We start from the raw sequence: 24,442 nt of genomic DNA on the forward strand, positions 1-24,442 counted from the left end.
CAGTAGCCTTCAATATATGCCGGAGCCGACATACGCCCACCGGTAGACATTTTACCGGGATAACCGCTGACCGAACCCATAGCAAAATTAGCCTTACCACCCGCTTTAGTAGTAATCAACATGGTATCGACGATATGTCTGCCACTGGTCGAGCCATTAGTAAAACCCACATCGACAATATAGGGGCCGGTGGGGTAGCGAAAAAACAGTGTCAGACCAAGCAGTACAATGGCTCCGATAATATAAGCTTTAATCATTGCTATACATCTCACGTATTAAGTTGTTGTCTTTATCTCGGTGAACGCCGTTAATCAGCCGTTCCATTACTGAAGAGTAACCGGGATTAATTAACGCATCATGAGGGCGGTGTATGTATTCATGGCGTAATTTACTTTCATGTTTCTGCCAGCACTCTTGAGATATTTCACCGGGTTGAACGGCTCTGAGACTTTCCCAAAGCATTTCATTAATAAATAGATCATGGTCATAATTCGATACTTCATTTAAGCGGTCTTCATCCCACTTAACCCCGCATAAAGCACTTTGTTGTTTCATTCGCTCCAGTGTTAACCCTGCCAGCGCATTACTGACAGGCAGAAAGTGGTAGTAAAGTAACTGGCCATCAACCAGTTTTACCTCACCGTGAACACCGGCAGTTTGTTGCGACTGAGTAAGCCACGTTTGGTTTTCCTCTGTCAGTTTGCTTTTTGCCAGTGCCGTGGCGGCATTGGCTTCGGTAAGGGACTCCATCTCTGCCTGGTACTTGGTCAGGAAGTTGTCGGTTTTAATACAGTGGCGGTTGTAGGTGTAGTCAACGGGAATGTTCAGCCTTTCAGGCAGGTCGGTTCTGCTGTACTGGTTTTTAGACGGGTAACCGCCGCCAATATCGCAATGGCAGCCCGGAAATACTTCCTGATAAAAAATACCATCAATAAAAGCAGTGCTCTTTTGTTCTTCACTGCCAAGGCTGGTGAGCGGGAAGTTAATACGGTACTCATGGGCAGCACAAATCTGAAACACCCGCTCGGCGGCATCCGGTTTTAATTTCAGACAGAACTCACCATCCTTTTCGTTACCGGCGCGGTAAAAAGAGCCGACGGTATCAAACAGGCCGACAAAGCGTACGGTAGCACGGCGGTGCTTATCCGGCGGATAAAACTCATCAGAGCGTGCATCAAACCTTGGGTAGCGCTCATTGCCCATTAAGTTAGGAAACAGGGTACTGCTACTAGAGCTTTTATCTGGGCTAAGGTAATCGGGCAGCCCTTGCTGCACGGCATTAACAAAGTGACGGGCCAGCGCCGCACCACGGCTAAAGCCAAACACATCAAACTCAATATGCCGGATTTGCTCGTAATCTCCTGAGCTGACTAAGTCTAATATGATTTCTCTGAGCCTAAATAGTAGCTGCTGCCACTTCCAGAGCGCTCCGGTATCATCAAACATACCAAACGCCTGTCCGGTGCCCTTTTCATCGTCACCGGCATCAATCACCGGATTACGCTCTCCGGGCACTATCTCTATATCATCAACAGTACCGACTCCGGAGATATAAATTCCAGCCGATTCTCCGGCAACTTCCGGATAGCCCTCATACAGCCGGGCAATATTGCTGCGGGCTTTATTACCGAACTGCTCTTTATATTGGTCGTTGGGGCTGTTTTGCCCGGTACCATCAAAAAACACCCCGATACGCAGGGTACGCTCCGGTCTCAGGTTCACAATGGTAATGTCCTGCATCACAAATGGCTTGCTGGTCAGCGACTTAACGGGCAGGTTGTGATTATGCAGGTGTCTTGCCGGATAGTCATAGAGGCAGTTGAGTGCCTGATGGTAGGTTTGCGGCGCCACAGCTGGTAAGCCATAGATTGTTTCTTTACGGGGCGGTGTGGGCTTTTTCACCCAAAGGGAATGCCCGACCGCAAGGGACATAGGGTCGGCATCGTAAGAAGGGTTCAGCTTTAACAATTCCAACGGGGTGAGATTGTATTGCGCCGCGATGTGCCTCCAGCTTTCACGCTCGCCCGTTTGCGGGTCTATGGCAACAAGATGGTTAACGGGCTCAGCTGGCGTGTTGTCGGTGTTCCTCTCCTCGGCCTGCTGCTCAATTTCCGGCTGACGGACGGCCTCCAGCATGGCGGCCACATCCAGCTTAACCCCGTGCTTTTTCATCCACTGCGGGGTGAGGTTATCCAGCTCATCACGGGTTATCTGCCGGTCAAGGTAAAACAGGTATTGGTTTTGCACCACTTTACCGTTAAGCCGCCAGTAGACCAGAATGGCGGTCTGGTCTTTATTGTAACCGCGCTCAGCATCCAGCCTGTGGTGCATAGAGCGGGTGGCGTAGTAGCTCCAGTCCTTGTCTCCGATGATGCGATACTCCTGCACCAATTGCCCCTTATGGATATGGTAGTAAAACCCCTGACAGGGAAAGCCCTGCCGGCCGCCGACTTGCACCGTGGGCGTGACGGGAATAAAAGCCTCATCAGCAATATGAGCGCCTTTCGGCCTGACTTTCACCTTGTACTTAGGCGATATTCCAAAGCTGATAGAAGCCACCTTGGCACAGAGTCGTTTGGGCTCATTAACGGCAAGGTACTCGGTGTAGCGGATACCATGCTCTGTTTTGTACTCATTCCAGCGACCGTAGCAGATATCTTCTTCTGTCCTTTCAATAATGAAGTGGCCACCGACACCATGACGCACACTGCGCTGGGAGCAGGCGATTTCAAAACTGTATTCGTAGTTAAGAGGAGGCCGTTGCTCTGAGCGGTCAGGAATGGGAGGCTCAGGAATATAAGGGGGCATCGGCAGAGGGGGATGGAGAGATTGTGTTGATGGCTGACGCTTTGGCATGGTGTATCGGTAACACATATTGAGGCGGTTTTGGTAGGCGTTTTTTGCGGCGGCGGCTACCTGTTCAATGGCATTAGGGTTAAGAATCCAGTTATTTGCCGTGCCGATGGTTTCGGGCTCAGGAATAATCATCGGCAGTGTGGGGGAGTCGGTCAGTAAAACCAGATGGCCCTGATGTAACTGGCTAATTAAGCTTGAGTAATCACCCCCGGATTTTTTGATTAGCGGAGCTAAATCCTTTTCACTCAACTCCGCAAAACCGGCTTCGGCCTGACGAAACTGGTAGGTGGACAAATGATGAATAGAAACAATACTGTAAGCCATGAAAAGTCTCTGCATAGGGTGAATAATGCGCACATAATACCCAATGCAAAAAGCCGTAAACGGGAGCTAAAAACACCGATTGATGAGTTTGAGCAGAGCCTCGCACTATAGGGCGAAAACAGGCGGAAAACCGTTGAGATATTTTGTTTCAAAATGTGTTAGGAAGGTTTATAGACAGGCAAATCTATCTGGTTAATGTCTACATTGCGAAGCGAGTATCGCAATGAGGTGTTGATAATTCAGGCGTGGATCAGCCCATCTAAGGAGAACAAAGAGGTACATTTTTAAAAACTTCAGAGAAAAACTAAGCGTTGGTATTCAGAAGTCTAGATGCTGCTTCTTATTGAATTGTTGACAAATAGTATCGCCAAACTTTTTATTAACACATTGACACTTCAAGTAAATAAAACATATGCTTACCCCGCACTGGCAAAATCCAGTGTCAGTGGGCTTCTCACTCCCCAGATATTATCAACGGCATATTGATGCCAGCATTTTGCTGGTTTTTATGTGCGGCTTCGGCACACCTGTACATTAGTCTATTTAGCAGACTACGTGACAATAATGGTGGGCTGGGCGAGGCAACCTTTGGTTGGCCGTTTCGTTGATGCGGTAGTGAGATCCTTGTTCAGTTCACCACCCGAAATCTCACTCGATGGTGAACTCCTGAAAAAATCAACGACGGAGGTCTCCATGACCCAATCAACGAAACTCCTTTCAGAACCTGATTTTTACCTGCAAGTCGAAGACTTTATCTTAAACGCCAGCACCAACAGTAACCTAGATAACGCTATAGAGAACGAGATCCGCTTGTTTTTGTTGACGTTATTGAATCACTATAAGCAGCAAGATCTAGAGTAGGTTTGAATAGGTAAAGCACCGAAGAGGTAATTTTCGGTGCTTTTTAGAATGGCAACTGGATCAACGATGTGAAAGGTGGATTTGCCGTTATTCCCAAATTATCCCAAGCTGAGGTTATATAACATCAGCCGCACTTTGTTAGAAGATAGCTCTATGTTTTACGCTAACAATTTTCTGCCTTCTGCCCTGTTTTATTAATACTTTACACATGGACAATATAATGAATAAACTGCTAATTATGGTTTTGTGTACTGGACGAGGCAACGATGAGGTTTCAAGTAAAAGAAGCGCTAGATAAAGTTTCAGAGCTAGTATCTTGTAATCCTAATGAAATCAATATTGAGAGAGTTGAGCCTAACTACATTCAGCTTAGTTACGTCAATGAAAACAACGCTCAAGTAGGATTTGTTTACACAGACGGAGAGATTTTACCGTTGCTGGACGAAGCTTCTGATGCTGCTACCAATAAGTAGAAAACTGTTCAAGGTTATGCATCCTATCGTTTCGCTCTTGTTTAAGTGAGTTTTCCTTACTAAGAGTTACTCATTTTTGTTTTCAGCTTGCTCATCGGTGTTACCATAGTGGTTGGTTATGACCGAACCCTACAAGATAGAAAAACGACTATGAAACCTATTATTATTTCCGGTGGCGCTGGTGCGGGAAAAACCTCGTTGGTTGATGCGCTAGCCCAGCGTGGGTATATGACCTTTCCCGAGGTGTCTCGAACGTTAATCCGTGAGCAAGCGGCGATGCCTGATGGTATCCTGCCTTGGACTGATTTACCTAGGTTTGCTGCTATGTGCCTTGATTCAATGAGTAGCCAGCGTGAGCAGGCTCTACGGGGAACCATACCTGCATTTGTCGACAGGGCTATTGGTGATATCTGCGCCTATCTAACGATTGGAGGAGTGGCGGTTGATGCTCATTACCAGACAATGGCCAAGGGATATTTTCCTACGGTGTTTGTTTGTGCACCACATGCTGATATTTATGTCCAAGATGAAGAGCGGCCACACACTTTTGCTGAATCCATGGAGATCCATCGCCAACTGGTAAAGACCTATCGTGAGTTGAGTTACGAAGTGGTCGATGTGCCTTGGGGCAGCATCGAGCAACGGGCCGATTGGGTGCTATCTCAGCTCAAAAGCATGCCCTTTAATTCACAGCTTTTAAGTGGAGAGTAAGCTCAATAACCTACCAAGATTATGGAGAAACGATTGGTTTCTCATTGCTAATAACGTACATACAAATAGTTATTAGCAAACCGACTCTAAAGGTGACTCAGATTATTAAAAAAAGTCCTATCATTTGTATAATTCCTTCTTAAAGTTTTTATACGGTGACATGCTAATGTCAAATAATCCGTTTTGAAAATACACCCTCTAATCTATCAATTAATAATCGTACTTCAGGAAGAAATCTATCTTCTTGATGAGTAACTAGCCATTGGTCATGACTCAATTCTTCGATTATATTTCCTTGACGGACGAGGCTTTCTTGCGTGTCTCCAATGAAAGTAGGCAGTACAGCTATTCCTTTGCCAGATAGCACTAGGTCTAAACTATTTCTAGGTTCATTTACCTCGTAAAAACTTTCTGAATTAATATGTTTATTCACCCATAAAGCAGAAGGAGTATCTGCGATGACCTTTATCCATATTTGTGGGGCATCTATCGTTGAATATGCTGCAAATTCAACTTTTGTCATTCGGCGACAAACAAGCGATTCTTTTGTTGGACGTTTATTTCTAAACCCAATAACAACCTCTCTATGAGTAATATCAAGTATTCGTTCAGTTGAAATAAAACGTAAACGAATATCCAAAGAATCACCCAGCAATTTCTCCATATTAAAAATTAAGAATAAAGTTGTCCACGTTCCTGCAGATATTTTAACTAAACGCTTTTCTTCTTCATCACGTAATGATGCCATCTGTAATATTTGATCTTCAATTAATGCAAGCTCGTCAAAGAGTTTCATTCCTTCGGACGTTAATTGATAACCACGATCATGCCGAATAAACAGTTCTTTGCCTAAATCTCTTTCTAGCTTATGCATCCTACGGCCAAGTGTAGCAGGGCTTTGCTTAGTCATTTTCGAGGCAGAACTTAATCCTCCTTCTCTAGCTACGACTAAAAAAAGCTGCAAGTCATTCCAGTTAACTTCCTTTTTATTCATGAAATGGCCTTTTAATTTCGTTTTATTGATGAAATAAAATTATCTTGTAAGATAATTATTGTCAATACATAAAATTCACCCTAAATACTTGGTTTTTTATTTGGCTAGATTATGATTTAAGGATTAATTTAATGACTAAAAAACACAGGAATATAAGAAGACAAAAATATAAATCAATTACTATACCTTTTCCTAGTGCTAAAAAATCAACAAAAGCCACTCAAGAAGATTTGTTGATGGTTGAACTAAGTGGTCATGGTATTCGATGTTTTTATAGGCTTATTGATAATACATTCATAATATTCGACCAACTAATTAAAATAACAAAATCCATCAGATATAAGAATTTGTTCAGTATGAAACAGGAATTTTTAAACAGGCATAGAAACAATGAAAAATAAGCTGAGATTGGATAACTTACCTAAAGTGCCAATTGGGAGTTCAGAGCCTATAGTTTCCTTTTCATGCAGTGTTTATAAATCGTTTTGTCCCAAACCGACGTGAGCATAGCTAAACAACAAAAGAGTATTAACTACAATCGAAACATTTCTACGCGTAGGTGGCCGTCGTCCTGATACGCTACTACCGACTGAAAATAACCGCTACTGTCTAATAAGTTAGAAAACGCCATTTGCTGTTCATTATCCCCAACGATTAAAATCTGGGTTGAGTTTAACATCAAGCCTTCTTCGTCAAACCTTGATGCCAAGTCTTTATCGATGATGCAAATTAAAACATCCCCATACCTAGAGTTGAGATCCAACTCTTTTGCTAGTGAATACTGAACTTTAGTCCTGAGTTTACTTTCTATTTTGCTCACTAACTCAACAAAATGATGAAGATCAGTAGAGCATTGTCGAAATAGCTGGCTCTGCTCTTGTGTGAGCATAGATTCAACGTTCACCCCTTGCTGACGCGCCGAGAGGAGCCACTGCTTCGTCTGTTTTTTTATACTGCGATATCGACTGGATCTTATTATTCGTTTTAAGAATTGAACCAGTAGCTGATTCCGTTCTGATACGTTTAGCCGTTTTTCTAGCGCTTTGAATTGCAGGTGCAATAAGGCGTGGGTACTTACATCAAGTAGTAATTTTGATTGATTCATTCAATGACTACGGCCATAGGGTTATAAAGTAAATAATATACAGGTAAATCAGATATTTGTCGGTGGAATTCTACTACATATCGGCGATTTTCAGTACCGAACCATTTCGATAGTCAGCAAATTCTAGTTGTTCGTCTTACAAATTCAAGAATTTAAACGAAATTTTAAGTACCAACATCTTATATTGGCCATCTTATATTAAGCTGGTGTGTTTTAAACTCATTTAATTTTGTTTGCTTCTAAGTATTACACCTCACTTGGCAGAGGCATACCACTGTAAGATTTCTTCAAAGTAACTCTTATCTAACAGTTTGAACGGGTTGCCTGTTAATGAGGTGCTTAGAATTCGATCACAGCGGAAGGTACGAGGCGCTTCTCGTAAGCGGTCATAAGCTAATACGTACCAAACGGGGTAATTTAGTAATAAGAAGTGAGGCTCGATTTCTCGCTGAGTAATGTCGCCATTTTCAGCGCGGTACTCAATGCACAATGTGGTTCTTTCTAGAAAGCTCTGCTGTAATTGTTGCTGCACATCTAAATCAGTGGTTGAAACGGCTCCTTGAACGTCGGTTGAGGCCGTCTCTCCGATAAGGATTCTGGATTTTAACCCGCTGACTTTTCGTCGTTTTTCCGGTGACATGGAAGCTTCTAGCTGCCGCTTAATTGCCGCTAAATTAGTTAAAAATAACGGCGAACCCATCTGTTCAGCTACTGCCATACTTATCATCAACTCTACCGCTTCGATGTAGCTGAGATTTAAGCGACCAACTCCCCAATTACGGTTGATTTGTGTCCCTCCACCTCGGCCGCGATCAGCGTCTATAGGGACTCCTTGCTCTCGCAATAGTTGGATGTCTCTCGCTATGGTTCGTTCGCTCACACCATGAAGGGAAGCCAGTTCCTTTAAGGTACACAGCCGATCCTGCTTGAGGTCAGCAGACAGTTTTTCTAGTCGTTTAATTCGATTATTTGCATTGGTCATTGATTTAATATGACATAAATTGTCATGTTTATGAATAGACTAGTTGCTACATTCACTGATTATTAGGTTATTACTATGTCTACAAGTACTATGTCCACAAATGCTATGTCTACAGATACCTTGCCTACAGATAGTATGTCTGCAATAACGATTCTTGCTCCCATCACACTAGCCAAAGGATATACTGAACAGGATTTGCTTACCGCCTCTCAGAACTTTCAACGTGATTTTGTCGCCAATCAACCCGGCATAGTGCGTCGTGAACTGGTGCGTAAGCCTGATGGAACGTATTTGGATATTGTGCAATTTCGCAGTCAACAGGAGATGCTAGATGTCCTTGAAAAAGAGCAGTGCTCCGAAGCGGCTTCTGCTTTCTTTTCGGTAATGGATTTGTCTAATTTTGATCCAGAAGAAGAGATGGAAACGTATGTCTCTTTAGAGACTTATCAGCGATGAGCCAATCTAAGAGGGTTAGAGCGCCTATGGTTCCTGATGCTCCACGATCGATTCAAAAAGGCGTACCGCTAAAACTGCTGATAGATGAGAGTGCCATTGAGTGTTTGGCACTAAATATTTTCTATGACTATCGTCAGTTCAAAGTTGATGACTTTTGTAAAACAGCTCAGCAAGGCTTGCAATCACTCTCTTTAATGGAGAGAGGGAGGCATGTTGCAATGGCTTTGAGAACTTATTTGCCAACAAACTATTCCAAGGCCGTTACCATATTGATGAACTCGCTTACCCCAGAAGGAGCTTACAGCGAAGAGTTTGGTCTTGCTGGCTTTTTCTATTTGCCCCATGGATTTTTTATCTCAGAGTTTGGGTTGGATAAGTCGCACAACGATGGAGAAGATCCATTTGAGGTTTCTATGGATGCCATGTTCAAACTGACGAAGCGATTTACCGCAGAGTTTGCTATCCGAGACTTTATCATCCAACAACCAGAGCGTACGCTTAGCTATCTTGAGAAGTGGCTTGATGATGAGTGCCCTCACGTAAGAAGACTCTGCTCTGAAGGTACGCGGCCTAAGCTTCCTTGGGGTAAGAGACTTCAGTGTTTCGTTCAAGATCCTGAACCAACAATTCCTTTCCTTAATGCACTTAAAAACGATGAATCCCTTTACGTTAGAAGAAGTGTTGCCAATCACCTTGGAGATATCGCAAAAGACCATCCTGAACTGGTGTTCTCGTTGTGTGAAGGTTGGCTTAAGCAAGGCGTATCGTCTGAGGTCAAATGGGTCATTAGACACGCTTTACGTCACCCAGCAAAAAAGAAAAACCAGCGCGCACTCGATTTAAGAATTGCAGCTAAAGGTTAGTAACAATATTTGGGCAATTTGATTTACCCATGTCGCTATTGGTTGTTTGAATAAAAGCTGTGCTATTCAACTTTTTCTCCTGTTAGAACGGAAGCTATCCTTCGCTATAGCTCAACGAGAAAGATATTACTTATCGGGGGGCATAGTCAGTTCGAAAGTATGGAGCCAGAGGCTCACCAACGTTTTTTAGAATCACTTGGCATTGATAAAAGTGAAGTAACAGAGCTTCGCCAGCAATTTAGAACGGCAAAATAGCGATGGAGGGTTGTGCGGTTGATGATTGCGCAGATTACCTTTATGGAGACATTAAATGCATAACTAGTCATTAAGCTGAGAGGTTTTGTATTGCCGCTTTTTTACTGTGCTATATGAATGAAAGAGGTGAGGTAATTAAATATATTGAAGATGGTGATGATAGATAGGTAATATTTAAGATTGTCTAATGATATGTATTTTTTAATTTTCAGTGGAATATAATTAGCAGTAATATGTTAGGCAACTTGCTCGATGTTATTGAATGAGTGAATGAATGACTGTGCAATAAATGTATTCATCGACAATGTAATAAAAGACTTAATTAATTTCAATTAAGTCTTTTATTTGTTCTTATTGGCTGTAACTATGTGTGAAACAATTAAAATGGACCGTAGTTAATGATTCCACCAATTATTGCACCGGAACAGGCAACAACAACCGTGAAAAGAAAGAATGGAACATAGAATTTAATCCAGCGGATATAATCTACCCGGCAAGCTACTAAAGCTGCGATAAAGTAGCCACTAGTCGGAAACATTATGTTTGTTAATCCATCCGCTACGTTTGAAGACCATACCAAGACTTGCTGATTCATTCCTACCAGATCTGCAACTGGGCTTAAAATCGGTAGAGTGACTAACATTTGTCCTGAGCCTGATGGCACTAAGAAGTTAAACAACGCTTGGCTTGCAATTACACCTACGGAGGCGGCCCAACCCGGCAAATAACTAATAAAACTGGCAAGATGGAAGACAAATGTATCCATAATATGACCTGTTTCCAGCATGACAGACACACCGCGTGCAACACCACATATCAGGGCGCCTACTAACATGATTTTCATTGCGTCATTAAAATGGCTGCATATTGTATTTGCCGGAACACCTGCAACGATCGATGCTGTAATTGCCATGACTACAAATAATCCAGAAATGGCATTAAATCCAAGGCTAAAAATCATGATACAGCTGATCACTGCAATGAACATGACCAACGTGGTAACGCCAGCAATCTTCAGTCGCTTAGAATACTCAACAACTGTTTCTGATTGCTCTTTACCATCACCTTCTAACAGCTCTTTTCGAAGTTTAATATCATCTTCGTACATTAAGCTGGACTTCGGATCTGCTTTTACCTTACGTGCGTAACGTAAAATGAAAACGATTAATGATGCCATCACAATGCACCAAAAAATAGCGCGGTACCAAGCACCAGAAAACATGGGTAAGCCGGTAATCATGTGTCCTATCCCGACATTGGTTGGAGCTGTCAGTCCGAAAGCAAAGCCTAAAGTGCAAGGAATAATGGCCACCGCAGCGGCTGTCATTGAGTCATAACCGAGCCGTAGCATCAAAGGTAATATGATCGGGATGTAAGCTATGGCTAATTCTGGAGTACCAATAAAAGCGCATATGGCACCAAAAATAACCACAAATATGGGGATCATGAGTTCGGTGCGGTTGCCGAGTCGGGCGATCAGCATGTTAATGCCCATTCCCACCACTCCAATCTTTTGTAAAACAATAACTGAGCCACCGACTAACAGTGTTAAAAACACCACAGATGCTGCCCCTTCGAGTCCCTGAGGGATAGCAGTGACGACATCCATGGCTCCGACAGGAGTCTGCTCAATTTTTTGGTAGGTGTCGGGAACAACCGCTAGGCGTCCATTGGCGAGAGTTTCTCGTTCATATTCTCCGGCGGGTACTATCCAACTTAAAACCGCAACAGCAAGAATAAAGCAAACTAAGATAATATAGATATCTGGAAATGAAAATTTGTTTACAGACTTATTTTCATCACTAATGATCAACTGTTTTTGTTCCATGATTACACCTCGGTCCATTCGATTGTCGATGAATAGCCATTGTATAAATTACAATTTTTCTAGTATTTAATTAACTATATGTGTTGGTCTAAATTATTATTTCTAGTTATTGTAATGAGTGTTAATGGCTAATATAAAATGGGTGTTAACAAATGTTAATCATAAAGGTCATTAGTATATAAGCATGTAGTAATTATAAAGATCAACGAGCACTGCTAAAATTAGTGGTGTTTTATTATAATCATTCTGTAATTGTGATTTTATTCACGTAAGCTCTGATTTGTATGTAATTTGTTTAATAAAACTCGACCCAATGTGTGTTTTGTTCAAAAGTAATGCAGTTTTATTAATTTGGGCTTATTCATTTGTTATAAAAATCATAGTGAAAAATTTTATAGAAAAGGGGGGCGAGCATTGTAAGAAAATACACGGCTTTATGGTGCTTTGTGAATAATTATTCATTTTGTTAGGGGTGTACTGTAAACACATCTATCAAAATGTGTTTACAGTATAGATATCTTATAGGAACGGCTTTATAAAGATTAACATAACAATCTCAGCTGTTTTGTCATGAAAGCATGGCTTGATGTTGCTCTATCAATATATCCATTTTGTTGTTTGCAAGGGTCTGAACCTGTTCAAAGTGCTTTGATGAAGGGAAATCACATATCACTTCGTAGTAGCATTTTAGTTTAGGTTCTGTACCAGACGGTCGAACTATGATTCGAGATTGATCTTCTAAATGATAAATTAGGACATCGCTGCTCGGTAAATCAATAGTTTCATGTTCACCATTTGCCCATTTACGACAGGACGTTTTTAGATCTTCCACAAGCACCACAGGGCTACCAGCAATGATTTTAGGTGGATTTTCTCGTAACTTATCACCGATAGGATCGGCGTTGGCATCAAGTGACAGGCTACGCTGTTTATTAGCGAATAAGCCATGTTGGCGATAGATGGTCTCAAGTTGATCAAATACGGTGCGATTTTGTTGCTTAAGTTTTTCTGTTAACAGAGCAAAAATCACTAAGGTTGAGAGGCCATCTTTGTCTCGTACCGTGTCGCCCACGGTATAACCTAGCGCTTCTTCGTATGCAAAAAGAAAATTGAGCTTGTCATTCTCCATCTCCATCGCGATGTTGGCTAACCATTTAAAACCTGTAAGGGTTTGGTAATAGGTGGCGCCGCTAGCTTGGGTGATGTGTGCTAACAAACGAGAGGAAACTATGGAGTTACCAAGTAACTGTTTGTTTGGCTCGCACTGGCTAAGAAGGTAATCGGCGAGTAAGGCGCCAACTTGGTCACCTGTTAGCATTTGAAACTTACCATCGGCATGTTTGGCGGCAACGGCAAATCGGTCTGCGTCTGGGTCGTTCGCACAGGCGAGATCAGAACCTGTTGCAGTCGCGAGTGCAATCACTAAGTCCATTGCGCCTGCTTCTTCAGGGTTGGGAAAATTGACGGTAGGGAAGGTTCCATCAGGATCTCGCTGCTCAGCAACGGAATGGACGCGTGTAAATCCAGCATCTGCCAGAAGTGTTTCTGCTAGATTGGCTCCAACGCCGTGCATGGCGGTATACGCAATAGCAATAGAGTTTGAATGAGTGGCCGAGAAAAGAGGGTTATGACTGATTTCTTGTCGATAACGCTGATAGTAGTCTTCTTCTAGCCAGTGCAGAAGTTGCTGATCTTCAGCCTCGGCCATTGACATTAAGTTAATCGGCTTAGTGGTTGCTTGAGCGATTTTCTCTGCTATTGCTGAGTCATGGGGAGCAATAATTTGTGCACCATTTTGCCAATATACCTTAAAGCCGTTGTACTCAGGAGGGTTGTGGCTGGCAGTAACAACAACCGCAGCGGCAGCATTCAGAGTTTTTATACCGTATGCGACTACTGGTGTGGCAGCGACTTGGTATGTTAAGTAGACTTTAATACCTAACGCGTTAAGCGCGGCTGCAGTATCATAAGCAAATTGCTGAGAATCGAGTCGTCCATCATAACCCACCACCACACCTCGGGTTTTGGCGTGTTCAATCTGCTCTATTAAATAGTTACCTAGCCCGGTTGCGGTTTCTTGTATGACTAATCGATTCATTCTATTTGGGCCACAACCCACAATGCCCCGTAATCCAGCGGTCCCAAATGCCAAGCGGCCATTAAAACAGTCCGCTAACGCCACTTGATTATCATCAGAGATAAGCTGTTGAAGTTGCTGCAGTGTCTTTGGGTCAGGATCTCTTTCTAGCCATTGGGTATATTGATTCATAATTAAGTCTCCTTTGTTAGTGACACTTTAAATGATAATAAATATCATTACCATTAATTTGGGTGCAAATGGAGCCAGTAAAATAAGATTTTTCCAGTGGTATCGATTAACTAAAGGTAAAGCTTTGCAAAAAAGCAAATAATCGTTATGGTCATAGTTTAAGCTAAATCAGAACGTTAAATGTACCCAAGTAAATTCAGTACACCTGCATAGTAAAATGTTTTGCTACTGTTCTGAATAACCTGTTTTAAGGTCATACGGGTATAAAAGATAAAGAGAAGAGAGTATGAACTGGTATTTAATGGCTTTAAAAAAAGGTCTGACTTTTCGCGGTCGTTCCCGTCGTAAAGAGTTTTGGTATTTTGTCCTTATTAGCCTGTTGGTGAGCATAGCCCTAAGTTTTATTGATGGCATGTTGGGCTGGTATGATCTTCAGGCTGGTATAGGTATTCTTAGCGGTATCTACTCGCTATTGATTATTCTGCCTAACATTGCCTTATCGGTGCGTCGTTTACATGACACCAACCGCTCTGGCTGGTGGATATTGCTGGTGTTGATCCCAATTATCGGCTTTCTGGTTCTACTCTATTTCTTCGTTAAGAATGGAACGTCAGGGCAAAATGATTTTGGTTATGATCCTAAAGAGTGGCAATACGGGTCCAAAAGTTTCTAATCGTCTTGTAGCGGCCTCTGTTGTTTTATCAATGCCCATTCGTTGGCAACTAAAGCAATAGAGGTGAGCTATGAAAGTCAGTGTTGCCTACCCAACCTTACCTCACATACATATTCCCCATGTTAAGCCCACCAATAAGATAGCAAAGAGCGCGGTTTGCCACGGAAGTTGTAGATTCTGTATCAACAAGCTAAATTCAATTAGAGTGGAGTTTATTTAGCCTTATCCGCATTAATGACAAGGAACAATCGAATGTCACAGGCTCGAATGCCACCAGCTTGGTTCATCGTTCTGGTGGGGTTAATCCTAAATATTATCGCCATATTGATTTCTAGTGTGGTACTAGACAAGTACGCGCAAAAAAGCACCACGCTGTATGAAGAAAAGGGAAGTAATCAGCAGGCGATTCAATTAGCGTGGAACCAAATCGAAACGTTGGAACGTAAACGTGAGCTACTGATTATTCAGCTTGGGCAGCAGCCTGCTAATGAAGAAGTTGTAGAGAATCTTCATCAACAGCTTATTTTGTGGGTTGGCAAAGATACTCCGGCAATCTCGCTAAATAACCTGCCTATGCTCATGCAAAGCATCAATCGAGCTCAGGAAATACAGCGAAATAACATTGATAATCTGTATGTTGCTAATGTCGCCATCATGGAAAGTATGCAGCAGATGGATGAAGTCAGTGCTAACTATAAAAATATTGCCCTATTTCTACAAATACTGGGGTTGGCGCTGATACTTGCTAGAGATCTCACCCGTTGAGAAGCCGGATTAGTAATGTTTTTGCAACAAACATGTGAATTGAACAGGATATATCAATGCCTGTTGTTACGGTATGGTTAATAAATCCTCATATTTAATATGGGGAATATTATAAAAATAATGGAATCAGACCGGATATCACGTGGAGCATCCATGCAACAAGCCTATCAAGACTTAATCAAAGCGCTTAAACGCACTATTGATGAGCAACGAATTATTACCGACCCTACACTTACTCTTGCCTATGGTACTGACGCGAGTTTTTATCGATTAGTCCCTAAACTTATTTTGCAGCTCGATACGCTTGATGAAGTGGTATTTGCAGTAAAACAGTGTGCAGAGAGAAACATCCCGCTTACTTTTCGCGCGGCAGGAACCAGTTTATCAGGGCAAGCCATTTCTGACTCAGTACTCATTACCTTAACGACCAACTGGCGCAATTATAAAGTGTTGAATGAAGGTGAGCAGATCTGGTTGCAGCCGGGGGTAATAGGCGCTGACGCTAACAAGTATCTTGCTCCTTATGGCCGAATGATAGGGCCAGATCCTGCATCCATTAACACCTGTAAAATTGGCGGTATAGCGGCCAATAATGCATCGGGCATGTGTTGTGGTACAGCCAAGAATAGTTATAAAACCCTCGCTGGAATGACGGTGGTTTTAGCCGACGGAACGGTATTAAATACGCTTGATAAACAGAGTGTCGCAACCTTTAAGAAAACACATGCCACTTTGGTGTCAGACTTAACTCTCCTCGCGACAGAGTGTCAGAGCAATGAAGCGTTAGCGGATAAGATTCGCCATAAATATCGTTTAAAAAATACCACCGGTTACAGTTTAAACTCGCTGGTGGACTATGTTGATCCCATTGAGATTTTGCAGCATTTATTGATTGGGTCTGAAGGAACACTGGGTTTTATTGCTGACATTACCTACAACACCGTTATTGACCATGCGGATAAAGCGTCTGGATTATTTGTTTTTGCTGATATAGAAACCACCTGTCTTGCTGTCAGTGAATTGAGCAAAACAGACGTGGCGGCTGTTGAGCTTATGGACAGTCGTTCGCTAGCCTCCGTGGCGGATAAGCCGGGTATGCCAGCGTTTATTGCCGAACTGAGTGAGCAAGGTGATAAAGAGTCCGCCGCTATATTGGTCGAAATTCATGCTAAAAGTGCAGACGAGTTGCAGCAACAATCTCAACATTTGGTTGATATTATAAATCAGTTTTCGCCAACACAAATGGTCGAGTTTAGCCGCGATGCAGAAGTGTGTGCGCAACTGTGGGGGATTCGCAAAGGGCTGTTTCCTGCGGTGGGTGCAGTGAGAGAAACAGGTACAACCGTTATTATCGAAGACGTTGCTTTTCCGTTAGAGCAGCTAGCCCCGGCGGTACGTGAGTTACAAGAGCTGTTTATTCAATATGATTATCATGAAGCGATCATTTTTGGTCATGCTCTTGCGGGTAATTTGCATTTTGTCTTCACTCAAGCATTTGACAGCGATAAAGAAGTGTCGCGTTACAGTGAGTTTATGGATGCGGTAGCTAAGCTGGTTGCTGTTGATTACCAAGGCTCTCTAAAAGCCGAACATGGTACAGGCCGTAACATGGCTCCTTATGTTGAGTTAGAGTGGGGCAAAGATGGCTACCAGTTAATGCAGAAGATCAAAAGAATTTTTGATAGTCAGGGCATTTTAAATCCCGGTGTTATTTTAAATGATGACCATCAATCTCATATTAACAACTTAAAAGAGATGCCTGCGGCAGACACATTAATTGATAAATGTATTGAGTGTGGTTTTTGTGAACCCGTCTGTCCTTCACGAAACTTGTCACTTACTCCGCGACAAAGAAATACGGTCTTTCGAGAGATAAGCCGGTTACGTCGCACAGATGAAGACCCAGCTAAACTGGCTGAAATGGAAAAGACATTTAGGTATCAAGGTGTGGATACCTGTGCGGCAACAGGTTTATGTGCCGATCGTTGTCCTGTTGGTATTAATACTGGCGACTTGATGCGTAAGTTGAGAGAAGATCATAGCGATAAGGCGAAAAGTATTGCTCGTTGGACATCGGAACATTTTGCCGGAATTACCAAAGTCACCAAACTTGGTTTGTCTGCAGCCAATGGTATGCATTCAGTCGTCGGTACTAAAAACATGCGAGCCATTACCAAGGCTGCTCATAACTTATCAGGGAAGAAGTTGCCGTTATGGACGCCTCATTTACCAAGAGCGGCAAGAGATGTAGAACAGTTAGTTATTCGATCTGTTGGCAAAGAAAAAGTGGTTTACTTCCCTAGTTGTGCGTCACGTAACATGGGGACTGAAAAGAATGCTCTTGATGATCGCCCATTGGCGGAAGTGACCATCTCTTTGCTTGAGAAAGCGGGGTATGACGTTGTGCTTCCTGACGATGTGAATAGCCAGTGTTGTGGTATGCCATATAAGAGCAAAGGGTTTGTTGATACGGCAAACAGTAAAATGGACAGCTTGCAGAGTGCGCTTTGGAAAGCATCGAACAATGGTCAATATCCTATTTTAATGGATACCAGCCCCTGCGCTAGCTTGAGTAAAGAGATGCTACAAAACGATCTCGCTATTTATGAACCGTTTAAGTTTGTTGCGGAGTTTGTGCTGCCAAAACTGACCATAGTGCCACAAGAGCAGCCTGTTATGCTGCATATCACCTGTATATCACGAAGAAGTGGCTTGGCTGATATTATGCAAAAGGTTACCCAAGCGTGTGCTAAGCAGGTGATAATCCCAGAAGATATTCTGTGTTGTGGTTTTGCTGGTGACAAAGGATTTACTACCCCAGAGTTAAATGCATCAGCATTGTCGTCATTAAACAGTCAGGTTCCTGATAACTGTTCCGAAGGGTACTCGAATAGCAGAACTTGTGAAATTGGCTTATCTGAACATAGTGGTATTGAATATCGTTCTATACTTTATTTAGTGGATAAAGTCAGTTAACTATAAAGAGTTAATTTTATTAAAATGCGACCTAAACGGTCGCTTTTTTTATGTGTATAAAATAGTGAATAATATTAATTATAGAATGTTAAATCTATTTACATTAATAACAATTAATTAAAGTTGTTAATGTAAACATACCTAATAAGTATTAGTTTATAAATGTAATTACATAAAGTGCATTGTGTTTTAATTTTACATAAAATTGGGCTTTATATCGGTAAAACTACGTATTCTTGATAATTATGTTTGTAATTAAACAACATGACGTGTTTCCAAGTTAGAGCGTAATAGCAATAAATAGTGGTCAATTAGGGTGATTGGCGAAAATATGGCAGTTTTATTATGGCGGTTTTGGAAACTCACTGTGTCATATTGCCCTTGTCTTTTTTATGGATAAATAAAGGTTCTGTTGTAACTCTTTGTTTTTATGGGTTTAAAATTTTTAGTTATAATTGTTGAAAAATTTACCTCATTGTAAATCTCTGGTTAACATGATGGTTCGTTAATATATGGGATGGAATTAATTATTGAGATAATTAAAATATATGTGAGCAACAAATATAGTTGTATTTAAATGACGAATAATAAAATTAATAGTTAAATTAATTTCATATCCCTAAGAAATATAGAACGAATTATGGAGTAGTTCTGAATGTTAACCTTATTTATATCTGTAACACCTATTGTCATTCTTATATGGATGATGACCAAGAAAAATGGCGTTCCATCTCATATTGCCTTACCAATCACTGCTTTAATGGTAGGCGTTCTTCAATACTTTTATTTTAAAACTGACCTTACCTTGATCAGTGCCAATGTGGTAGCAGGCATGCTATCGGCGATCACTCCTATATCGATCGTAGCGGGTGCAATTTTAATAAACCGATTAACTTTTTTATCTGGCGCAGAAGCTGTTATTCGTCGTTGGTTAGAAGGTATTAGCCGTAACCAAGTCGCGCAATTGATGATCATTGGCTGGGCATTCGCCTTTATGATTGAAGGTGCCTCTGGATTCGGTACTCCTGCTGCAATTGCTGCTCCCATTCTTGTCGGACTTGGTTTCCCTCCTTTAAAAGTGGCAATGCTCGCATTAGTGATGAACTCGGTACCTGTTTCATTTGGCGCCGTTGGTACACCAACATGGTTTGGTTTCTCTAACTTAGGTTTGGATAATGCTACGTTATTAGAAGCGGGTCAGGTGAGTGCACTGATCCATATGGTCGCTGCTTTTGTTGTTCCTCCGATGGCTCTTCGCTTTGTGGTTGGCTGGGGCGAAATCAAACGTAACTATCTATTCGTATTATTGAGCACGTTATCTTGTACGATACCTTATTTCTTAATTGCTCAGTGGAATTTTGAGTTCCCAGCGTTGGTTGGTGGGGCTATAGGCTTGATACTGTCGGTTATCATTGCTAAAGCGGGCTTTGGTCTTGCTAAAGTTCACGAAAGTGCAGAAGACCAAAAAAGAGTACCCGTTACCTTTGGTGAAGTGATGAAAGCGATGACACCAACGTTGTTGCTGATCTTTATCTTAATCGTTACACGTATTAAGCAGTTCGGCATTAAAGCAATGCTGGTTGATAACACGGAAGTTCTGAGTATTTCATTAGGTCCTTTGGGGGAGTTTAGTGTTAGCCAGGCATTAATATTGAAACTGAGCCAAATCTTAGGCACAGACGTTTCATGGGCGTACAAAACTCTTTATGTTCCAGCCTTGATTCCATTCCTATTGGTTGCACTTATCTCCATTCCTATCTTTAAACTAGAAGGTAAAGTTGTAAAGCAGATGTTTGCTGAGACAGGCAGTCGAATCAAAATGCCATTTGTTGCGCTTGTTGGTGCACTGATCATGGTTAAACTGATGATGACCGGAGATAGCAATTCACCCATTATGGTAACGGGTACGGCCTTTTCTGACTTAATGGGAACCAGTTGGCAATATGTCGCGGCTTATCTTGGAGCGCTAGGTGCATTTTTCTCAGGTTCGGCAACGGTATCTAACTTAACCTTCGGCGCGATTCAGCAAACTATTGCGATTAACACCGGGTTGTCACAAACAACGATCTTAGGCTTACAGTCGGTAGGCGGAGCAATGGGTAATATGGTGTGTATCAACAACATTATCGCTGTATCAACCATTCTAGGTATCGCTAACCAAGAAGGGTATATTATCAAGAAAACAGTTGTACCAATGGTGGTGTACGGTATTGTCGCCGCGGTAGTGAGTACCTTCTTGTAATGTAGAGCGCTATAAAAAATTAATAAAGCAGTATTACTATCTCCAGAACACTGCTACTTTAAAGCCCGATTCACTTTGTGTTCGGGCTTTGTTTATGGTTAACCTCAACTCACTCCATAAATGTTTAATCGTTTTATACGCCTGTGCCCTCAAGGTGTGGCATCCCTCTCAAGCTTATCTATAGAATCAATAGCATTGTTTTGTTCGTGACTTAGGTTAGAACATATTCGTTTGACGGTTATAGCAGTGATAAACATGCTCAATGAAAAGCTTGGTTTTAACCGGTAAGTGCTTGGTATAGGGGTATACGGCATAAATACCTAGCTGTTTACCAACTTGTTCTGGCAAAACTTCAATTAGCTGTTTTGACTGTAACTCATTGTAAACTAGAACTTTCGGTACGTAGACCAACCCTTGTCCCAATAAAGCCGCACTTTTTAGCGCTGAGGCATTATTGGTGCAAAAATTGCCTGACACATTGATAGTAAATGGTGCATCTTCCCCTTTAATTAACCAATCAAATGCCCCGGTCTCTTGGAAAGAGTAGCCAAGACAGTTGTGGTCGATCAGTTGCTGATAATGGGTTGGAATGGTGTTTTTTTCAAAATAGCTTGGAGCACCACAGATAATCCAATTTACATCCACAAGTCGCCGGGCAATGAAGCTAGAGTCTGGCAGGACACCGGTTCTGATGGCGAGATCGTACCCTTCGGCAAGGATATCGACAAATCGATTATCCAAGTCCATTTGGATATTGATATCCGGATACATCTCGCTAAATTCCGCAATAGCTTGAGGCAAAATAAGTTCACCAGAGATGGTTGGAACCGTGATTTTTATATTGCCAGATAAACGCTCACCAAGACCGTTAAGTTCATCTTCGGCATTGATGACCGATAAGTATATTTCACGAGCGTGACGATGGAAGATTTCACCTGCTTCAGTAAGTGTAAGCTTGCGGGTAGTTCGGTAGAGAAGCTGAACGCCTAGATCTTGTTCAAGCCTTGTAATTCGCTTGCTCACCACGGACTTAGTTAGCCCGACTTGTTCGGCGGCTTTGCTAAATGAGCCTTGCTCAATTAACTGGTAAAAAATAATAAAGTCGTCAGTATTTCGCATAATTGGTTTATTTTAAGAAACAATATTTTAATTGGTTGCAATAAGTTTAGCTTAAATGAGAAGGAAATGAAGGCGGAGTGCAGGATAACCTCGGAGAGTTCAAGTTGTGTTGGCAAGTACAGCTTACAAATAGACGTTTGGAAGAATAAGGTTATTGACGCCGCGTTGTTCAAGCTGCGCAGCGAACTGTTTAACGCTTTCTTCACTGCATGACGGCCACTGCTCAGCTTCTCCTGTTACGCCGTGTTGTTGAAAAGCGTTAATTTTTATTCTTACATCAGCTCCTCGTTTTGTAAGAAACTGAGCTAGGGCATCGACTTCGGTCTGCAGATCGGTTTGGTTTGGGATAAGCAGTAATCTTACTTCGTACAGTTTGTGGTTCTGTTCTAATAACTGAATGGTTTGAATCACTTTGCTATTTTCGCGATTGGTCAGTCGTAAATGTGTCTCTTTTTGCCACGCTTTAAGATCAATCATTGCGCCGTCGATTACTGGAAGCAGTTTTTGCCAGCCATGACGGCTAAGAGAACCATTGCTGTCCACCATGCAAGTTAAATGTTGGGTTGAGACGTCTTGCTTGAGTGCAGTAAACAGCGCCACAATGAAGGGAAGCTGAAGGGTGGCTTCGCCGCCAGTGACGGTGATACCAGATAAAAATGGGCTGTGTGTACGGATAAGCGCCATCATCTCATCAACAGAGTACTGCTTGGTTTTTGGTGTTGAGTTGCGAGGACATACTTCGATACACGCGTCGCATTCGGTACACAGTGAGGCCTGCCAGTGTACTTGCTGTCCATGCATCGACAGCGCCTTTTCTGGGCAAACTGCCACACACTCGGCGCAATGATCGCAGAGATTAATCGTGTGTGGATTGTGACAGTTTAAGCAATTGAAATTGCAGCCTTGCAGAAAGATAACGAGCCTGTTTCCAGGCCCATCAACGCAAGAGAAAGTCAGAATTTTACTGACTGTAGCTTGGATCTTGCTCATGACTTACGACACGCGGTTTGCGATTAAGGATATTGGTGTTTTCAGCCGCTTCGGCTCCGAGTCCAGTGGTATTGGTTCTTGAACCTTGCTGTGAGAATTTGGCGATATCTGACAGTTTGATCATATACCCAGTCACGCGAACTAGGTCGTTGGATGCCACGTTAGCGGTGAACTCTCTGAAGCCGATTGAAAGAGCGCCTTTGGCAAGTTGGAACATCGCCTGTGGGTTGTCTTTTACCGTTTCATCTATAGTAAGAATGTCACTAATACCGGATGAGTAATACTGGTGATGAGCCGCTAGCGCCTGAATATGGCTAACTGGATCGGGTTCATCTCCGTATGGAATACGGACACCGGGAGTCACCTCTTTATCTAAGCTAATTCCGCCTTGGGCGTGCAATAGAGCTCGGCCATGCCAGCCGTAACTTACCGGGGTATTTTTAACTATTGAATCCAGTTTGGCTGAGATTGAGTGACCTAACTGGTTCGCTTCAGAATCTACGCCGTATCGACCTTCTTTATTTGATTTCTGCTGCAAAATATTGACAGTTTCCGCCATGCCGTAAATACCAAACATCGGCGCGAAGCGATCTTCATAGATCAGTTCTTCTTCTACTAAGAAGCTGTTAAAGAAGTGAGACTCACCGTGTAAAAATGATGTTCTAGCCTCAATAAGTTCGAACATTAATTGGCAGTAATGAGGCAAGGTTTCACTCATGAAGTGCTGCGTATTGTCGGTGCGGTTTGCCACTTCCTTCAAGTTGAGTCGTACTAAGGTGTTGGCGCCGCCAGCGAGTGGTAAAGAGTTGTAGCAACTAACAATAGCAAAACCTGTATCGTCATAGGTTTGAGCATGAATTGGATAGTTGGCAATATGTGGCTTGCTGCACTCACAAATGCAGTTCGCGGCTAGTTGCAATAAGTCATCTGGCGTTTGTTGCGGGTCGTGCATAAAAGTCAGATTTGGAGCGATCTGTTTTAACTCTGCGTCCACCTTTAAAATTGTGCGGCATACGATATTGTCTGTCGGACCAATATTGGCATGCATAAAGGCATCTGGAAGCGTTCTATCAAGCATGATCCAAAACAGTTTAAGCTTCTGATATAGAGTTTCTTCATCAACATCTTTTACATAAGGAAGCAGTACTTCATCTAACTGGCCAATATAGACAGGGATGTTGGTTACTGATGGTACATGATGATACAAAATGGTTAGCGCATTGATGGCTTCATCTAGGTTAGTCGCAGGTTCTAGTTCAAGGTATTTAGACCCTTGTTTAAGAAACTTAGCGTAATCCGGCAGAACATATCTTGGTTTGAATGGTGCGTGCCCTTCAAAAATGTCACAGATTACCCCTTGCTCCATTGCTTGTTTTAGCTCATCTGAAATTGATGGATAAGGGATAGCCGCATCTGCCTCCAACGATAAGTAGTTACTCTTCTGTTTTGGAGATAGGTGAGGGTCGGTGGCAATGTTACGAAATGTTTGTTCTAAGCTCATAGTTGAAGACTCGCTGATGATTCTAGCCACTACTTTAGTACGGTATTGGATAAGGAAAAAGAAAAATAGGCCACTTAATCGGTTTCGGTGGCAGAAATTTGAGGTTTGGCACTGACATTGGTGAATGTTGCACCAATCTCGCCATCTCATTCGCTCTCTACGAGGGGTTGTGAAAGGGGTTATCGTCTTGCAAAAGACC

Annotated in this window: 19 protein-coding genes and 1 pseudogene; 10 read left to right on the plus strand and 10 right to left on the minus strand. The window is 42.3% G+C overall.

Features of this window, described 5'->3' with window-relative positions; genetic code table 11:
• A pseudogene (locus F0227_RS14010) lies at positions 1-257 on the minus strand (hypothetical protein); the annotation flags it as partial.
• Positions 250-3,180, minus strand: a complete 2,931-nt coding sequence (locus tag F0227_RS14015; RefSeq protein ID WP_171753846.1) for a DUF2235 domain-containing protein — start codon at positions 3,178-3,180, stop codon at positions 250-252. The pseudogene F0227_RS14010 and the gene F0227_RS14015, both read right to left, overlap by 8 nt.
• A 693-nt stretch (positions 3,181-3,873) precedes the next feature.
• Here F0227_RS14015 and F0227_RS14020 point away from each other — a divergent pair.
• The 3 genes from F0227_RS14020 to F0227_RS14030 all read left to right on the plus strand — a co-directional run bounded on the left by F0227_RS14020 (position 3,874) and on the right by F0227_RS14030 (position 5,225).
• A complete protein-coding gene (locus F0227_RS14020; RefSeq protein WP_171753847.1) occupies positions 3,874-4,041 on the plus strand; it encodes a hypothetical protein in 168 nt (55 codons plus the stop codon).
• A 266-nt stretch (positions 4,042-4,307) separates the two neighbouring features.
• Positions 4,308-4,514: a hypothetical protein gene (locus tag F0227_RS14025; RefSeq protein WP_171753848.1), complete on the plus strand. Its 207-nt coding sequence runs from the start codon at positions 4,308-4,310 to the stop codon at positions 4,512-4,514.
• Between the two features lie 150 nt (positions 4,515-4,664).
• Positions 4,665-5,225 carry an AAA family ATPase gene (locus F0227_RS14030; protein WP_171753912.1) on the plus strand — a complete coding sequence of 187 codons (561 nt, stop codon included), beginning with the start codon at positions 4,665-4,667 and terminating at the stop codon, positions 5,223-5,225.
• Between the two features lie 169 nt (positions 5,226-5,394).
• On the opposite strand, the gene F0227_RS14035 is transcribed toward F0227_RS14030, so the two are convergent.
• Positions 5,395-6,219 (minus strand): LysR family transcriptional regulator, encoded by an 825-nt coding sequence (locus F0227_RS14035; protein ID WP_171753849.1) that lies wholly within the window; start codon positions 6,217-6,219, stop codon positions 5,395-5,397.
• 131 nt (positions 6,220-6,350) lie between these two features.
• Between F0227_RS14035 and F0227_RS14040 the strand changes: the two genes are divergently transcribed.
• Positions 6,351-6,620, plus strand: coding sequence for a hypothetical protein (locus tag F0227_RS14040; protein WP_171753850.1), 270 nt, complete (start codon positions 6,351-6,353; stop codon positions 6,618-6,620).
• A 131-nt stretch (positions 6,621-6,751) separates the two neighbouring features.
• Here F0227_RS14040 and F0227_RS14045 read toward each other — a convergent pair whose 3' ends face one another.
• Both F0227_RS14045 and F0227_RS14050 read right to left on the minus strand, forming a co-directional pair.
• The gene (locus F0227_RS14045) at positions 6,752-7,324 is read right to left on the minus strand and encodes a DUF2913 family protein (protein ID WP_171753851.1); all 573 of its coding nucleotides are present in this window, start codon (positions 7,322-7,324) and stop codon (positions 6,752-6,754) included.
• Positions 7,325-7,577: 253 nt separating this feature from the next.
• Positions 7,578-8,306 carry a WYL domain-containing protein gene (locus F0227_RS14050; protein ID WP_171753852.1) on the minus strand — a complete coding sequence of 243 codons (729 nt, stop codon included), beginning with the start codon at positions 8,304-8,306 and terminating at the stop codon, positions 7,578-7,580.
• 75 nt (positions 8,307-8,381) lie between these two features.
• On the opposite strand from F0227_RS14050, the gene F0227_RS14055 reads away from it, so the two are divergent.
• Positions 8,382-8,762: a hypothetical protein gene (locus F0227_RS14055; protein WP_171753853.1), complete on the plus strand. Its 381-nt coding sequence runs from the start codon at positions 8,382-8,384 to the stop codon at positions 8,760-8,762.
• Positions 8,759-9,625, plus strand: a complete 867-nt coding sequence (locus F0227_RS14060; protein WP_171753854.1) for a DNA alkylation repair protein — start codon at positions 8,759-8,761, stop codon at positions 9,623-9,625. The genes F0227_RS14055 and F0227_RS14060 overlap by 4 nt, the downstream gene beginning before the upstream one ends.
• Positions 9,626-10,259: 634 nt before the next feature.
• On the opposite strand, the gene F0227_RS14065 is transcribed toward F0227_RS14060, so the two are convergent.
• A complete protein-coding gene (locus F0227_RS14065) occupies positions 10,260-11,708 on the minus strand; it encodes a YfcC family protein (RefSeq protein WP_171753855.1) in 1,449 nt (482 codons plus the stop codon).
• A 568-nt stretch (positions 11,709-12,276) separates the two neighbouring features.
• Positions 12,277-13,980, minus strand: coding sequence for a phospho-sugar mutase (locus F0227_RS14070; RefSeq protein ID WP_171753913.1), 1,704 nt, complete (start codon positions 13,978-13,980; stop codon positions 12,277-12,279).
• Between the two features lie 283 nt (positions 13,981-14,263).
• Here F0227_RS14070 and F0227_RS14075 point away from each other — a divergent pair, with 283 nt between their 5' ends.
• From F0227_RS14075 to F0227_RS14090, 4 genes are all read left to right on the plus strand, one after another.
• Positions 14,264-14,650, plus strand: a complete 387-nt coding sequence (locus F0227_RS14075; protein ID WP_171753856.1) for a DUF805 domain-containing protein — start codon at positions 14,264-14,266, stop codon at positions 14,648-14,650.
• A gap of 252 nt (positions 14,651-14,902) precedes the next feature.
• Positions 14,903-15,415, plus strand: coding sequence for a DNA mismatch repair protein (locus F0227_RS14080; RefSeq protein WP_171753857.1), 513 nt, complete (start codon positions 14,903-14,905; stop codon positions 15,413-15,415).
• 153 nt (positions 15,416-15,568) lie between these two features.
• Positions 15,569-18,391: an FAD-binding and (Fe-S)-binding domain-containing protein gene (locus F0227_RS14085; protein WP_171753858.1), complete on the plus strand. Its 2,823-nt coding sequence runs from the start codon at positions 15,569-15,571 to the stop codon at positions 18,389-18,391.
• 655 nt (positions 18,392-19,046) lie between these two features.
• Entirely contained in the window at positions 19,047-20,633 is a 1,587-nt protein-coding gene (locus F0227_RS14090; RefSeq protein ID WP_171753859.1) for an L-lactate permease, read from the plus strand.
• A 216-nt stretch (positions 20,634-20,849) separates the two neighbouring features.
• On the opposite strand, the gene F0227_RS14095 is transcribed toward F0227_RS14090, so the two are convergent.
• From F0227_RS14095 to F0227_RS14105, 3 genes are all read right to left on the minus strand, one after another.
• Entirely contained in the window at positions 20,850-21,752 is a 903-nt protein-coding gene (locus F0227_RS14095; protein ID WP_171753860.1) for a LysR family transcriptional regulator, read from the minus strand.
• A 123-nt stretch (positions 21,753-21,875) separates the two neighbouring features.
• Positions 21,876-22,742 carry a YjjW family glycine radical enzyme activase gene (locus F0227_RS14100; protein WP_171753861.1) on the minus strand — a complete coding sequence of 289 codons (867 nt, stop codon included), beginning with the start codon at positions 22,740-22,742 and terminating at the stop codon, positions 21,876-21,878.
• Positions 22,714-24,243, minus strand: a complete 1,530-nt coding sequence (locus tag F0227_RS14105) for a YjjI family glycine radical enzyme (RefSeq protein WP_171753862.1) — start codon at positions 24,241-24,243, stop codon at positions 22,714-22,716. The genes F0227_RS14100 and F0227_RS14105 overlap by 29 nt, the downstream gene beginning before the upstream one ends.
• Positions 24,244-24,442 lie beyond the last annotated feature (199 nt).

It is taken from the genome of Vibrio sp. 99-8-1 (assembly GCF_013114595.1).
Lineage (GTDB): Bacteria > Pseudomonadota > Gammaproteobacteria > Enterobacterales > Vibrionaceae > Vibrio.